General features: G+C 64.3%; 10 protein-coding genes. 7 read left to right on the top strand and 3 right to left on the bottom strand.

From position 1 onward, the window contains the following. Window positions 1-27: 27 nt before the first annotated feature. The 6 genes from HRU71_06725 to HRU71_06700 all read left to right on the top strand — a co-directional run bounded on the left by HRU71_06725 (window position 28) and on the right by HRU71_06700 (window position 9,195). Entirely contained in the window at window positions 28-1,116 is a 1,089-nt protein-coding gene (locus HRU71_06725) for a hypothetical protein (GenBank protein QOJ03199.1), read from the top strand. 189 nt (window positions 1,117-1,305) lie between these two features. Next, entirely contained in the window at window positions 1,306-3,084 is a 1,779-nt protein-coding gene (locus tag HRU71_06720) for an ABC transporter permease subunit (GenBank protein ID QOJ03198.1), read from the top strand. A 229-nt stretch (window positions 3,085-3,313) separates the two neighbouring features. Then, a complete protein-coding gene (gene tadA, locus HRU71_06715) occupies window positions 3,314-5,029 on the top strand; it encodes a Flp pilus assembly complex ATPase component TadA (GenBank protein QOJ03197.1) in 1,716 nt (571 codons plus the stop codon). Window positions 5,030-5,171: 142 nt separating this feature from the next. Then, window positions 5,172-6,956, top strand: a complete 1,785-nt coding sequence (locus HRU71_06710) for a CvpA family protein (protein ID QOJ03196.1) — start codon at window positions 5,172-5,174, stop codon at window positions 6,954-6,956. Window positions 6,957-7,007: 51 nt separating this feature from the next. Continuing rightward, a complete protein-coding gene (locus tag HRU71_06705; GenBank protein ID QOJ03195.1) occupies window positions 7,008-8,492 on the top strand; it encodes a trypsin-like peptidase domain-containing protein in 1,485 nt (494 codons plus the stop codon). 124 nt (window positions 8,493-8,616) lie between these two features. After that, on the top strand, window positions 8,617-9,195 hold the full coding sequence (locus HRU71_06700; GenBank protein ID QOJ03194.1) for an adenine phosphoribosyltransferase: 579 nt from the start codon (window positions 8,617-8,619) through the stop codon (window positions 9,193-9,195). A gap of 55 nt (window positions 9,196-9,250) precedes the next feature. Here the strand turns inward: HRU71_06700 and HRU71_06695 are convergent, their stop codons facing one another. The 3 genes from HRU71_06695 to HRU71_06685 form a co-directional block, all read right to left on the bottom strand. Further along, window positions 9,251-10,384: a PilT/PilU family type 4a pilus ATPase gene (locus HRU71_06695; protein QOJ03193.1), complete on the bottom strand. Its 1,134-nt coding sequence runs from the start codon at window positions 10,382-10,384 to the stop codon at window positions 9,251-9,253. Between the two features lie 109 nt (window positions 10,385-10,493). After that, complete coding sequence (locus HRU71_06690) at window positions 10,494-10,850, bottom strand: hypothetical protein (protein ID QOJ03192.1); 357 nt, start codon at window positions 10,848-10,850, stop codon at window positions 10,494-10,496. A gap of 91 nt (window positions 10,851-10,941) precedes the next feature. Beyond that, on the bottom strand, window positions 10,942-12,048 hold the full coding sequence (locus HRU71_06685) for a class I mannose-6-phosphate isomerase (GenBank protein QOJ03191.1): 1,107 nt from the start codon (window positions 12,046-12,048) through the stop codon (window positions 10,942-10,944). Window positions 12,049-12,595: 547 nt separating this feature from the next. Here HRU71_06685 and HRU71_06680 point away from each other — a divergent pair. Continuing rightward, window positions 12,596-14,503: a glycosyltransferase family 39 protein gene (locus HRU71_06680; GenBank protein QOJ03190.1), complete on the top strand. Its 1,908-nt coding sequence runs from the start codon at window positions 12,596-12,598 to the stop codon at window positions 14,501-14,503.

The raw sequence follows: 14,503 nt of genomic DNA, 5'->3' as shown, positions 1-14,503 counted from the left end.
CCGAGCAGGGCGGCCGGGCTGCGGCCTTTGGCGGCCATGTTTGCAGGTGCGTTGTTCGTTGCCGTGCCCTCGCGGGCGCAGGAGACGCGCTCGCCCGAGGATTCCGCGGCCACCGATGCGCGCGGCGGTCGTGCGGTGAGCGAGGCCGACGTCATGCGGCCGACCGAGCTGGGGCTGCGTTTTACGCCGAAGATGGCGCAGGCGATGAGCCGCAAGTTCGTCGAGCAGATGACCAAGCGATACGAATTGGACGAGAAGCAGGCCGGCGAGATCGAAGCGATCATGGTGAGGCAGTTCATGACCTTTGCCCACGAGAATGAAAAGACCGGGCGTGACCTGATCGAACTGATGTTCGCGACGATGATCGAGCACGACGGGCGCATGCCGAAGGAGGAGGCCATGGAATTCGCCCGCATGTCCGAGCCGTTGTCGGCGAATTTGAAAAAACTTTTTACCAACGGCGCGGCGGAAATCGGCCAGCAGATGTCCGTGACGCAGCGATTGAAGTTCACCGGTGACGTGACGGCCGCCGCCGCGGGGTTGACGATCTTCGAGACGCGCATGAAGCGCTGGCGTGACGGGAAGGTCGGCGACAACGCCAATCCGTTCATGGACCCGCCCGGCGTTGATCCGAACGATGAGAAGGCCGAGCCGCCGCCGGAGGATCCGACCGAGCCGAAAGAGCGTCGCGACGCCCGGCAGAGCGTGGAGCGCTGGATCGATTGGCAGATCAGCCCCGACAACAATTGGGAAGGCTACATCAAGGCCGCGACGGAGTATTACAAGCTGAACGAGAAGCAGGTCACCGCAGCGCAGGCGATCCTGAAGGACTGCCAGGAGCAGGCGAAGAAGATCAAAACGCCGCAGTGGCGCAGCCAGATTATCGAGAATCGCATCACGCAGCGATTGACGCAGCGCAACGCCGATATGGGTGACGGTCCGTGGATGTTCTCGCTCGAGGAGGAATATCGCCGGCTGCTCAAGCCCATTGAAGAGCTCTCGCGGGATTTCAAACGGCGGATCGACTCGCTGCCGGACAGCGCCCAGCGGGCCGCAGCGCGAGAATCGGTGCGGCGCAAGCTCGAAGACAAGGGTCTCAAGCACGTGCCGAGTTGAGCGGCGCTCCGTGTCCAATTACCAGTGATCCGTCATTCATGGTCCGTGATCAGAGATAAAGACTCTCTTGGTTAGCCGGCGAGTGGACTCGCCGCGAACCGCCCCGGAGCACTTCACCTGAACGCGTTCCTTCGAGATCTGGGCATCTGGTTCTGGCGGCTCATACCGGCCAACCCGATCCTTGTGCGCGTGGTCAGCGCCGGGGGCCGGCGGATTCAGCATCTCTGGATCCGCGCGGGTTACATTGCCGTTCTCGCGTTCGCCGTCGTCATCGGCGTGGTTGTGATTCGCAGCCAGGGTCAGTCCAGCCTGTCGGAGCTGGCGAAGAACGCCTCGCAGGTGTTCCGCGTCGTGTCAATCCTTCAACTGCTCATGGTCTGCATCATCGCGCCGGTCTTCGCCTCGGCCGCCATCACGCAGGAGAAAAACGCCCAGACGTTCAACATTCTCCTGTCGACCCCGCTGACCAACGGGCAGATTGTTCTCGGGTCGCTGCTGTCGCGTCTTTATTTTGTCGTCAATCTCCTGCTTGCCGGCGTGCCGCTCTTTTGCATTATGATGGTGTACGGCGGCGTCACCGGCCGCGAGATCATTTTGTCGAGCGCGCTGGCCGCGACCACGGCGCTGCTTACCGGCTCTATTGCCATCGCCATCAGCGTTATCAAAATCGGTACCGGGCGGACGATTTTTTCGTTTTACCTTGCCATCGCAACGTACCTGATCGTCATGATCTTTCTCGCCGAAGTGCCGGCGCTGATCCCGGTGGAGTCGCCGCCTCCTCCCGGGAATTTCGCGGGCAGCCGCATGAGTTGGCTTGCGCCATTTCATCCATTCCTCTCGCTTTGGGTCGTGCTCGGCATGACGCCGGCGCCGGAACTTGGTACCGTCAGTCACTACGGATTTCCCAAGTCTTACTGGCTGGCGTACCCGCATTTGAGTTTCATGGCGATGACGGTGCTGGCGTCGATGGTGTTGATCGTGCTGTCGATGTTTTTCGTGCGGCGTGGCGCGAAAGAGGGCGAAGACACGTTCTGGTCTCGCCTGTTTCGTAATCGTCGCCAAGTTGAGGTCGAAGCGGGCGAGCAGACCCGCAAGCCGCGGCACGTCTGGGACAACCCCGTCGCGTGGCGCGAGAGCGTCACGGGCGCGGCGGCCGGCGGCGGGCGTCTGCTGCGCGGTGTCGTGATCGGCGGCGGGGCGCTGGTGGCCTTGGGCGCGCTGTTCGTCTACGGCAAGGGCTGGTTCAGCGCGCGCCAGGCGCAGGCGATGCTGTTCGGGATCGTTTCGGTCGAGTTGTTCATCGCGCTGTTTATCGCCACGGTGACGGCTGCCACATCGCTGACGCGCGAAAAGGAATCGGCCACGCTGGAACTGGTGTTGTCGACCCCGTTGACAAGCAGTCAGATCATTCGCGGCAAGATGCGCGGGCTGATCGCCGCGACCGGACCGCTGCTGGCGATTCCGTATGCCACAATCTTGGTATTCTTTTTGCTCGATCTCGTCAAGCGGCGGCCCGCCGGAACCGGGCCGGTGGTCAGCCCCGAGTCGCTCCTGACGCTGCCGGTGCTGTTTGTCGCCTTCACGGCCTTCGCCTGCGTCATCGGCCTGGACCGCTCCATCAAGAACCGCAAGACCCTGACGGCGGTGTTCACGAGCATGGCGATCGTGATCTTTGTGTTCGCGCTCTCGTCGGCCTGCGTCGTGCCGTTGCGCGGCAGCGAGAGCCATGCCTTCACCGCGGCGCTGATGTCGGCATCTCCCGCGAACGCAGCGTGGGTGGCGCTGGCGCCGCAATGGGCGTTGGAGCCGCCGGGTGCGAAGCTCACTTCAGCCGATTTTCGGTACGCTCGTTACGCCGCCGCCGTCGCGGCGCTTTGCACCGCCGCCATTTACTTCGCCATTGTCCGCGGATTGCACGGCAGCATGGTCCGCCAGTTTGACATGATTATTCGCAAGCAGAGCGCCTGACGCCCGGCGGTCCGGTATCTCGCGGGTCCGCCCCGTTCAAGCCTTGCTCCGGCTAGCAGGGATCACCCTTTCCTGCGCGTGTCGCTTCCTGCTTCCCATTCCCGCGGTCCCAACGTAGAATGGTCGCTTTCCAGCCGGGTGGGTGCGGTGGAGGACCACGGCGGTCGACGCTCCGACCCTGAATTCAATAACGGTTCCCCCCGATTCGACCCCCGGGCCGACAGACCGAATGCCAGATTTCACCGTCAATTTGCAATGGACTTCCCTACCGCTGGCGGCGCTGCCGACGGAAGGCGGCTATTTCGACCCAATTAAGATCGTTGTGCTGCTCCTGATGCTCATTCTGTTCGCGCATACCGCGACATGGGTTCAGGCGGACACCAAAAAGGTCCGCATGCCGCCGGGCCTGTGGGTCAGCCTCGTGTTCTTTGGTGGCCTGGTCGGTCTCGTGGCGTGGCTGCTGATTCCGGTGTTTTTTGTCGGGCTGCTGGTGTTTCTGGTGGTCTTCGGCGGCGTGGCCATCGCGTATGTGCTACAGCGCAATCAGCGCGTCGGTCCGACGCAGACCGTTCTGACCATGGCGCATTTCAAGCGCTTGAGCAGCGGGGGCAACAAGGAAACCAGCGCCAAGGATGCCCAGGATCGGACGCGCATCAAGGATGCGGCCGGCAAGACGCCGGAGTGGCCGAAGGATCCGGATCAGGCGGCGGGCTATCAGGCCATGCAGGACTTGCTGTTCGACGCGATCTGGCGGCGGAGCAGCGACGTGCGGATGGATCTTGTACCGGGGCAACCGCTGAAGATCGTCTATCGCGTCGACGGGGTGGATCGGTTGCGCGAGCCGATCGAGGAAACGGTGGCGACGATTGTCTTCGCGCATCTGAAACGCGTGGCGGGACTGAACCCCGAGGAGAATCGTCGCCCGCAAAGCGGGAGTTTCAAGGCATCGATTGGCGCGGGCGGCAAGGGCGACAAGACGGCGCAAGTCGAGGTGCGCACTTCCGGCAGCAGCGCCGGCCAGCGCATGATCCTGAAGCTGATTTCCGAGGAGCAGAAGTTCCGGCTGCCGGATATCGGGCTGGCCAAGCTGCAACTGGACCAGTTGCAACCGCTCGTGACCGAGGCCAAATCGGGCGTGTTTCTGGTCAGCGGTCCGAAGCAGAGCGGGATCACGAGCACGCTGTATGCGATCCTTCGCACGCACGATGCGTTTTTGCAGAACATCCACACGCTGGAAATTTCGAAGAACATGGACCTGGAGAACATCACGCAGCACGTGTTTGACAGCCAGGGGGGCACGGTGACGTACGGGCGGCGTTTCCGCACGCTGTTGCGCACCGAGCCGGATGTCTGCATGTCGGGCGACCTGCCCGATGCCGAGACGGCGCAGCTGGCGGCGGTCGCAGCGAAGCAGGGCAAGAAAATATATATTGGACTTAATGCAAGGGACACGTTTCACGCTTTGCGGGCGTATCTCCAAGCCGTGAACGACCCGGCGCTGGCCGCCGCGGGGCTGCTGGGCGTCTCATCGCAGCGGCTGGTGCGCCTGTTGTGCACGAACTGCCGGAAGGCGTACAAGCCCGACCCGGCGCTGCTGAAGAAAGGCAATCTCCCGACCGGAGAGAACCGTCCATTCTATCGGCCTCCCAACCCGGAAGAGATCGAAGTGGACAAGCGTGGCAATCCGATCATTTGTCCGATCTGCCAGGGGTCGGGATACCTCGGGCGGACGGGCGTGTTCGAGTTGCTGATTCTCGACGACGAGTTGCGCGGCCTGATCGCGGCGGGAAGCGATCTGGCGCTGGTGAAGACCGCGGCACGCAAGAAGGGCATGCTGTACCTTCAGGAAGTCGCGCTGTTCAAGGTGTACGAAGGCCTGACGAGCATCAACGAAGTGCTGCGCGTGACAAAAGACCCCGCGCCGGCCACCGCTGCGCCGGCATGAGAATGGGTCCAGCCGCCGGACGGGTGCGCTGCGGAGCAGCGGCGAGCGAATCGCGGACCGCCGGTGCGGGCGCGTCGTGGAAAAGTAGATTCCGGACCCACTGACGACTGGTCACGTGGTCACTGCCTCGAGGATCGTCCCCATGTTGTTCTCCATCGCCGTCGGATTGATGGTCATCCTTGTCGCCGCCTATTGGGTATATCAGGGTTTTTTGAGCGGCGTCCTGATGTTCTTCGAGTGCGTCATCGGTGCGATGGTCGCCTTCGGTTATTACGAATCGGTGAACGCGCTCTGGTCCGGCACGCTGGGGAACGGGTTGGGCCAGCCGCTCGCGCTGATCCTGCTGTTTTTCGTTGTCGTGGTTGTGTTGCGCGTGTTGACCGACAAGCTGATCACCGGAAACGTGAAGCTGCCCGTCGCGTTGGATCGCATCGGAGCGGGGTTGAGCGGCTTTTTCTCCGGGATGGTGCTCGTCGGCATGGCCCTGATCGGCGTCCAGATGCTGCCGATCAGTTCGAACGTCTTCGGCTGGGAGCGCGTCAGCACGAATGCCAACGGCGCGATCGTGCGAAGCGGGCTGTTCTTCAAGCCCGATGAGTTCACCGTCGGACTGGTCAATCTGCTTTCCAACGGGCGCTTCGGCGGCGGCAATCCGCTCGCGAAGGCCAAGCCCGATTTGCTGATGGATTTGTACTGCGCGCGCTCGTGCACCCAGACCGAGGATCGTCACGAGATTCCGGCCGATGCCCTGGGGGTTCGTGCCTGGTGGGAGGCACGCGAGATTTCGATCGTGAAGCAATCGCTGGAGAACGGCAATCTCGTCCGCGAATTCGAGGTCGCTTCGCCCAATGGCGCAAGCAAGTTCATCGTGGTGAACGTGCGCGTGGCCTCCAGCGCCGCGCCGCCGGAGCATCCCGAGATTCGCTATCGGCTGCCGCAGTTTCGGCTGGTGGGTCCCGATCCGGCGTCGGGCGCGACGCCGATGGTTTATCCCGCGATCGGCTCAAGCGATCTCTACACGCACCACTCGCACAATTATCGCGAGCTGGTCCGCGGGCAGGCGAAGCGACTCGTGCGCTTCAAGCCGGAAACGCAATTCATCCTCACGGCTTCGCACACCAAGGCGGTGCAGGAGAAGGACGGCAGCGGCTATCGATTTGATGTCGTGTTCGAAGTCCCCGAGAATTTCACGCCGTGGTATATCGCCTTCAAGCGCGGTCCGCGCCTCGAGCTAACCAGGAAGCAGTTCGTTGAAAAACCGCCGGCCTACGCCTCCACCGCTTCGGGTGGACGGCAGGCGGCGGCCGCCGCCGAGGCGCCGCAGGTTGGCGAAGCCCCCGCCGGCGCGACCCACGTCTCCAACGTGACGCAGGAAGGCACCGCCGTTACTGACACGCTGCCGATCGCGCTGCCCAAGTCGGAGAACCTGGTCCAGTCGGCCTTGCAGGGCGATCGGATTGGCGATTGTCATTTCGCCATCAACGCACCCGAAAGCGAGCCGGAGGGCGGCGACGCCGTGACGCAGTTGTTCGTGCCGGATGGGAAGAAGATCGTCTTTCTCGGGGCGAAGCAATTGCAGGCCGAGAGCCTGTTCGGCAAGTCGCTGAACTACGCGTCGAACGTCGCGGCGCAGATCAAGGTAACGACCGACGATGGCAAGCTGTATTACGCGCAGGGCGTTATCGCGAAAGCCAGAGTGGAAGGCAAGTCGATGATCGAGGTGCAATACCACCCCGAGCCGGAAGTGCCCGAACGCTGCCTCGCCAAACCGCGGCGCGTCACGACCAAGGCGCTGCAAGCCACGCCGGACGACGAGCGGTTCTTCGCCTATATTTTTGTCGTCGATCCCGGCGTCAAGCTTGTAAAGTTCCAATCGGGCGGCATCGGTTCGACGCAGCAGTTGAACATCGTCGTGCCCAATGACTAGGCGGCGCGCGATTTGAGTTTGCCCTGACGATCCGGACGGAGCCGATCGCTCATGCCACGTTTCCGGTATCACATTGTGATGGTCAGCGTCGCAGCCATGCTTTCGGCATGGTGCGCGCTCCTCGCGCGGGCCGTCGCCGACGGTCCAGCTTCCCAAGTCACGTCGCAGCCGGAAACAGCGCCTCCCGCGCCGGATTCCGCGGCCACTCAATCTTCAGCGAATCAACCCGAGTCGCACCCGACATCAACGCCATCGGATCACACCGCGAGCGATGCCCTCGTGGATCCGCTCGCCGAGCTGGAACGCGCCGTCATGCGCCTGATCGACGACGCGTCGCCCTGGGTTGTAGCGATCGCTGTCGAGAGACGGGCGGCGCCTGCCGCCGCCGCGCGCGATCCGTTCGTTACGTCGGCGAGCGGCAGCGGTGTCATCATTCGCTCCGACGGGAGGATTCTCACCAATCAGCACGTCATCGCCGACGCGGCGACGATCCACGTAACGCTGCACGACGGGCGGCGGTTTCGCGCGCGGCGCGTGGCGGCCGATCCACGCGCCGATCTGGCGGTGATCGCCGTCGCGGAAGAGGGCCTGCCGATCGCGCCGCTGGTCGATGCGCGCGAGTTGCAGCGCGGGGCGATTGTGCTGGCGCTGGGCAACCCGCTGGGTCTCGCCGCCGACGGGCAGGCCGCCGCGGCCCTGGGAATCGTCAGCGCGATTGCGCGGCCGCTGCCCGAGACGTTCGGCCGCGACGAGGACCGCTACTACGGCGACATGATTCAGACGACGGCGCAGATTCACCCGGGTCATTCCGGCGGGCCGCTGATCGACCGGCGCGGTCGGGTGGTGGGGATCGTCGCGGCGGCGTCGCTGCCCCAGGCGGGCGCCGAGCCGATCGCTTTCGCGATTCCGCTGACGGCGCGCACGCAGCTTGTTATCGACAAATTGCTTGATGGCGTGGAGCCGGACTACGGCTACGCCGGTGTGCGCGTCGGGAGTCTCTCCGAATTGCGCGGCCGGCGCGATCGCGGCGGCGTGCTGCTGGAGACGGTTTTTCCCGATGGACCTGCCCATGCGGCGGGATTGCGAGACGGCGATGTCATCCTCGCGATGGAAGGATCAACGGTCGACAGCGCCGACGAGTTCGTCCAGCGGGTCGGCGCGGCCGGGCCGGATCGCACCGTGGAGATGGAGTACGAGCGGCAGGGTCGGCGAGGCCGGACACGCGTGACGCTCGCGCGCCGGCCGCCGACCGAATCACACCCCGCGCGCATCGCGCCATTTGTCTTTCGCGGCGCGACGCTGGGCGAACCCGATGCCGCCACGCGCCAGGCGGGGCGATTGCCGGGCGGCTGCCTGATGGTGCTGGTGGTTGCGAACGGATCGCCGGCCGATCGCGCAGGGCTGACACCGGGGGACGTCATCGTGCGCATCGAGGGACAACCGGTCACGGCGGACGCCTCGCGACGCCTCGCCGAGGCGAGCGGCGACGTGCTGCTGGGCTTGAGCCACGGCGGCAGCGTGCTCGTGCGGAAGTAACGTCGGCTCGTCGTTCCCGCGCAGACGGGAATCCCGGCGTTCCAGGTTACGCCCATCACGCCGGTGAACTTGGGCCGGTTCTTCTTCCCCCGTATAATGCCCGGCTCACGAAAGGATCGACCTCATGGCGCTCGATGGACTGCGACTCACCGGCGTGGACTGCCTCGCGAAGCTGCTGCGCGACGTGCCCGACTTTCCCAAGCCCGGAATCGTCTTCAAGGACATCACCCCGCTGCTGGGGGATTCGGCCGCGCTCTCGCTCGCCGTGGAGTTTCTCACGCAGCCGTTCCGCGATCAGCACATTGACGTGGTCGTCGGCGCCGAGAGCCGCGGGTTCATCTTCGGCACGGCCGTCGCGCGGAATCTGTCGGCCGGCTTCGTGCCGATTCGCAAACCCGGCAAGCTGCCGGCCAAGACGCGCAAAGTGACGTATCAATTGGAGTACGGCAGCGATTCGCTGGAGATTCACGAGGACGCGATCCGCCCCGATGCCCGCGTGCTAATGATCGACGACTTGCTCGCCACCGGCGGAACGATGGTCGCCGCGTGCCAGTTGGTGCGCGAGCTGAAGGCCCACATCGTCGGCGTGGCCGTGCTGATCGAGCTATGCTTCCTGAAGGGGCGTGACAAGTTTCCCGGCCTGCCGGTGCATTCCGTGATCAAGATTCAGCCGGACGGGCACCGCATCGCGGCGGATTTTTGAAAGTCCTTGAAGCCGGCTCGCCTCGCGGAAGGCGGGCATCGCCCACCGAGTTGCTTCACACGCGCTGCATCTCTTCCAGGAACGCGCTCGGGTTGTTGGCCCATTTCTCGGCTTCCAGCGGCGTGATGTGGCCGGCGCGGACGAGATTGGCCAGCGAGCGCTCCAGCGTCGTCATGCGTTCCTCGGGCACGTCCTTCGTCCGCGTCTGCAACTGCGAGTAAATCTGCTCCACCTTGCACTGGCGAATGAGGTTTGAGCAGGCGTAGATGTTGTTCATGATCTCCATGGCCACGATGCGGCCTTCGCCCTTCGCGCGCGGGATCAATTTCTGCGAGATGACATGGCTCAACCCCAGCGAAAGCTGGCTGGCAATCTCGTCCTGCTTGTTCGGCGGAAACATGTCCAGCACCCGCGTCAGCGTTCCGCGCGTGTCGCGCGTGTGCAGCGTTGAAAACACCAGGTGCCCGGTCTCGGCGGCCGTCAGCGTCCAGGCGGCGCTTTCGCGATCGCGCATCTCGCCGACGAAGATCACGTCCGGGTCCTCGCGCAGGCAATCGCGCAGGCCGCGCTCGAAGCTGGGCACGTCGCGCCCAACCTCGCGCTGCGAGATAATCGCGGCCTTGCTGTGCAATCGGTATTCGATGGGGTCTTCGAGCGTGATGATGCGGCAGGGACGCGTCTGGGCGATGCGGTCGATCAGCGACGCGATGGTCGTGCTCTTGCCCGCGCCGGTGATGCCGGTCACGAGCACCAGCCCATGCTGCCGCGCGACGATGTCGCGCCAGACGTTATTGGGGAAGCCGATCTCCTCCACGGCCGGGGCCGATGATTCCAGCGCGCGGATGGCGATGGCGAGCCCTTCGTTCTCGTGAAAGAAGTTCAGGCGGAACTGCATCGTGTCGGTCATGCACGAGCCGTCGGTCGAGCGGCCTTCGACGAGGCGCGGCCATTCGTGTTCGGTGAGCAGGCTGCGCGCAAGCAGTTCGACCGACTCACGTGTGAGCGGCGGGCCTTTCATCTTCTGCAATTGCCCGTCGACGCGATAGACCGGCGGCACGCCGGCCTTGATGTGCAGGTCCGACACGCGCAGGCGGCCCATCTGCGCGAAGTAATCCAGCAGATCGCGCATGGAGAGCTTGCGGCCGTTGCCGAGGTCGTAGAGTTTGTCGTCGAGGGTGGGGTGGGTCATGTTCATGTCACTCGCCGGCGTTGCAGGGGCGGCGGGTTCGAATCGTGCGTGTGAAGCGGTCAGGCCGGACGGATTTCACATTCACCGCGGCGGGGGTCGTTGATCCATTCTATGCTTGCGCCGGGCGCTTTGAAAAGCACGTTTTGCAAAGTCGCTCGCCATCCGGCAGGTGATAGACCTTCGCATACACGCGCCCGCACGCGTTGCAGATGCCCTGTGCCATCGGGGGCAGGCCGGGGTCGGGCGGTTGATCGGCCGGGCCGTGCGTTCCTCCGGGTGCCGCGGAAGGTGGCTTGCCTGTCCTCTTCGCGAACTCGCGGTCAACGGCGCTTTGTTGGCGCTGAAACCGCCAGACGCGCCAGCCCACGACGGCGACCAACAGCACGATCACGATGATGGCCAGCAGCATGGCGATGCCGATGAGCAGGAAGATATTCTGCCCGAACATCGTGAGTTGCGGATTCATTGCACCTCCCTCGATCGCCACGTTGATCCGATCGCGCCGCCGATGAGTGGGCGGCGCGGAAGCCGAGGAAAGGCGCCCTCCCTCGCCGGGATCACGGTTGGTTGCCGGGGCCGGTTCGGCGGATTCCAAGTGATACAAATCCGTCAGCAGCCGGCGTCTCGCGCAGGACGCCCGCGGCGGGGCGATCAAACCTCGCCAGGTCCGACTCGACCGGCACGGTCACTTCCAGCCACGTGCAGGCTGCGTGTGTCTTTAATCTTGCTTTGCGAAGCGCCGCGGGCAACACGACCACGTCGCCGGCGGCGAAGCGCTCCGAGGCGCTGCCGCTGACGATCTCGCCGCGACCTTCGAGCACGATCCAGCAGACCAGCTCCGCGTAGGGAATCTCCTGCTCGACGCCTTCGACGAAGCGCACCTTCTCCATGCGGAACTTCGGGCAGGAGATCAGCCGGGTCACCGTCGTGAAGATGCTCGTCACGTGTGTGCGCTTCTCGGCCGCGGCGAAATCCGAGTTCGTGACAATCGCGTCGATCCCCTCGCGGATGTGCATGCCCGCGTCGCCGGCCGGCCTGGTGCGATCCCAGTCGTAGAGCCGGTACGTCACGTCGCAGGGGGTCTGCACCTCGGCAAGCACGAGTCCGCCGCCCGCGGCATGGACCGTGCCTGCGGGGAGATAGAACGCATCGCCGGGCCGCGCGCGGCGCGTCGCTACGCAGTCCACAAGCGACGCCGGGTCGCGCGCAAGTTGCTCGGCCGCGCGATCGCGTGAAACACCGGGCCGCAGTCCGCGATAGATCGTCGCGTCATCCCGTGCTTCGATGACATACCACGCCTCGTGCTTGCCGATCGGCGCGAGGCCCGCGCGCGCCGCCGTCGCATCGTCGGGATGCACCTGGATCGACAGCGGCTGGCAGGCATCGAGAAACTTGATGAGCAGGGGGAAGCGCCCCGCGGCGAGGGGTGCCCGGCCGAGCAGGTCCGCGCCCCATTCGTCCACAAGGGAATGCAGGGTTCGACCCTTCATCGGTCCGCGCGCAACGATGGACTGCGCATCGGGCAGATCGACGACCTCCCACGATTCGCCAATGGGCTGGTCATCCGGCGACGGCAATGGCTTGTTCAGGAGGCGCGCCAGATGGCGACCGCCCCAGACCTTGGGGCGATAAATCGGCTCAAACACGAGCGGGCAGAAACTCATCGCATCAGGATTCTACACCGTCAGGATGCGTCCTGCTCGGCGGGCCGCGTGAACGGGCGGCGGCATAAAAAAAGTTCCCACCCGGTCCGACCACCGGGTGGGAGAATCAACCAGCGGATGGGCGAGCCGACAAACATCCACCGGTCGAACACGATTGTATTATCGCGGGCCGCAGGCGTGATTCCGGATGCGGTCGCGACGGTTGGAATGCAAACAGGCAGATGGTCCCCATCAGGACGGAACCATCGCGGGCAGGTTTCCTCCTACGAGTGCGGGCTGTCCCCCAGCCAATCCGCCCTCGGCAGATCATTCTCTAATACGGACGGCATCGGAGGCTCTCACGCGGGTAGAAACGGAACTTTTTTGGGGGCGGCGACGCGGTCTTCCCCAATTTCCAGGATGCGATGGCTGAAATCCTCGTTCTGTTGCGAGTATTCCGCCGTTGGCTGACAATAACTCTTCGTCGCCATGAGAGTTGGCGTTTTTTCCCCTTCTGCCGGGCGGCGGGGATTTCCTGCTCGGCCATCGCCTTTGGGTATTGCTTGGAATGTCTCGATTATCGCTCAACTCCGATTCCGGTGCTGTATCGTTTGCAAGCGTGAGAGAGGGGGCGCATCCGCAGGCAGGGCTGGGCCGGCAGGCGATGGCGCTGTTGTTCCTGGCATGGGTACTCTTCGCCCTGATCACGCTGTCCCGCGGTCCATCACTGGGCGATCACGAAGTCATCGTCGCCCAGATCGCCCGTCAGACGCTCCAGACCGGCGATTGGATCGTCCCGCAGTATCTTGATACACCGTTTCTGATGAAGCCGCCGTTGGCTCCCTGGCTCGTCGCCGCCGTGACGAAGGCCCTGCCCGACCGGTGGGCAACGCACTGGATCTCCGAGGAGTTCATTCCTCGCCTGCCGTCGGTGCTGGCGACGCTCGCTACGGCGCTGATCCTGCTCCGCCTCGCGCGCGACATGTTCGGCGTGACGGCGGCTCGAATCACGACGTTTGCATATTTAACATCCGTCGGCGCGATGCTGTTCGCGCTCAATGCCACGGTCGAAGCCGTCCTGACGCTGCTGTGCACCTGGGCCTTCGCGGAATTCTGGTGGTCGCGGCGTGCGACCGGCTCCGCGCGCCGCTGGCATCAGGCGGCCTTCTACCTCGCCCTGGGTCTGGCCATGCTCGCCAAGGGGCCGATGCCGCTGATGGTTGTGTGCGCGCCGATCGCGGTCTACTGGTGGCTGGATCGACCGCTGCGGAGATTGACGGCTGCGCGGCCGGGACGCATTCGCGGCGCGATGAGTCGATTGGTGTTTGATGCGTGGCCGCGGCTGAAGTTGGCGCTGACGAGTCTGGGCCTTTGGTGGGGCGTTCCGCTGTTCTTGATGATGTTCCTGCCGTGGATGTTCCTCGTCGCTCGGCGCGAGCCGTATTTCTGGGAGCTATGGAACTATGAATACCTGGACCGGCTGGAAGGGGATTACCCCGGGGTGAAATCCGGCGGCTACTGGTACTACGCGCCGCTGTTGCTGGGGTTGGCGATGCCGTGGTCGCTGTCCGTACCCGAGGCGCTTGCTGCGCCCTTTCTGCGGGCCTATCGAAGCCATCGCCGGCCGATGCGCTACGCGTGGTGCTGGGTTCTCGTGACGGTCGCGATTCTCTCGCTTATGAGTTTCAAGAAGCCGTACTATCTGCTCCCTGCGCTGCCGGGCTGCATGTTGCTGCTTGGCCCCGTGCTGGAGCGGTTCTTTCTGCATCGACCGGCGGTGAATCCACGGCGCACGAAATGGATCGGCCTGGTGTTTGTCGTGCTGGCGAGCGCCGGGGCGATCATCGCGTGGTTCGTCGGCGATCACATGTTTCACGAGGCGTGGCATCCGCCGGTGACGTGGGGCACGCTGGTCATCGCCGGGCTGATCATTGCGGGAATGTATGGCGCGGTGCGGTTGTACGGTGCGGCGGCCGCGCCGACTTCTCCGCAGCGCATCCGAAGTCTCGTCGCCGTCGGCGCATCGTGCGTGACAGGTTTCCTCGTAACGTGGACGCTGCTCGGTCCGGCGCTGGGGAACTGCGACGATCCGCGCGCGCTGGTGCAGCATCTGCGCGACGCCAATGTTTCCGACGATGCGCCGCTGTATTGGGCGAGCAATCGGCCCGATGGACGCGTGACGTATTACTGCCGCCGCGAGGTGTTGCAGGTGATGGACCCTTACAAACTCATCGCCCAGCGACGCAACCGCGCTTCCAACGAAGACCTGCGCCGCACGGCTGCGACGCGCCTGTGCGAGTTGCTTGAATCCGAGCGCCCCGTCTACATCGTGTTCGAGCGGGAGGACTACGAGAATCTGAAACTGTTTTATCGCCCGCCCGCGCGACTGCTCTGCGAGGTCGATCGCGGCGAAGCGGGTGCGGACGAAGATGACTGGGTCGTCGCGACGAACGCAGGGGTAAGCCGCCAGCCATGA

It is taken from the genome of Planctomycetia bacterium, assembly GCA_015200345.1.
GTDB lineage: Bacteria > Planctomycetota > Phycisphaerae > UBA1845 > UTPLA1 > PLA3.
Note: the sequence above shows the minus strand (reverse complement) of the source record. Positions and strands in the feature narration are given on the sequence as shown.

What these genes read in the sequence shown, in the direction of transcription:
- tadA (QOJ03197.1), top strand. Translation starts at nt 3,314, where the DNA reads ATGCCAGATTTCACCGTCAATTTGCAATGGACTTCCCTACCGCTGGCG.
- HRU71_06710 (QOJ03196.1), top strand. Translation starts at nt 5,172, where the DNA reads ATGTTGTTCTCCATCGCCGTCGGATTGATGGTCATCCTTGTCGCCGCC.
- HRU71_06705 (QOJ03195.1), top strand. Translation starts at nt 7,008, where the DNA reads ATGCCACGTTTCCGGTATCACATTGTGATGGTCAGCGTCGCAGCCATG.
- HRU71_06700 (QOJ03194.1), top strand. Translation starts at nt 8,617, where the DNA reads ATGGCGCTCGATGGACTGCGACTCACCGGCGTGGACTGCCTCGCGAAG.
- HRU71_06695 (QOJ03193.1), bottom strand. Translation starts at nt 10,384, where the DNA reads ATGACCCACCCCACCCTCGACGACAAACTCTACGACCTCGGCAACGGC.
- HRU71_06690 (QOJ03192.1), bottom strand. Translation starts at nt 10,850, where the DNA reads ATGAATCCGCAACTCACGATGTTCGGGCAGAATATCTTCCTGCTCATC.
- HRU71_06685 (QOJ03191.1), bottom strand. Translation starts at nt 12,048, where the DNA reads ATGAGTTTCTGCCCGCTCGTGTTTGAGCCGATTTATCGCCCCAAGGTC.
- HRU71_06680 (QOJ03190.1), top strand. Translation starts at nt 12,596, where the DNA reads ATGTCTCGATTATCGCTCAACTCCGATTCCGGTGCTGTATCGTTTGCA.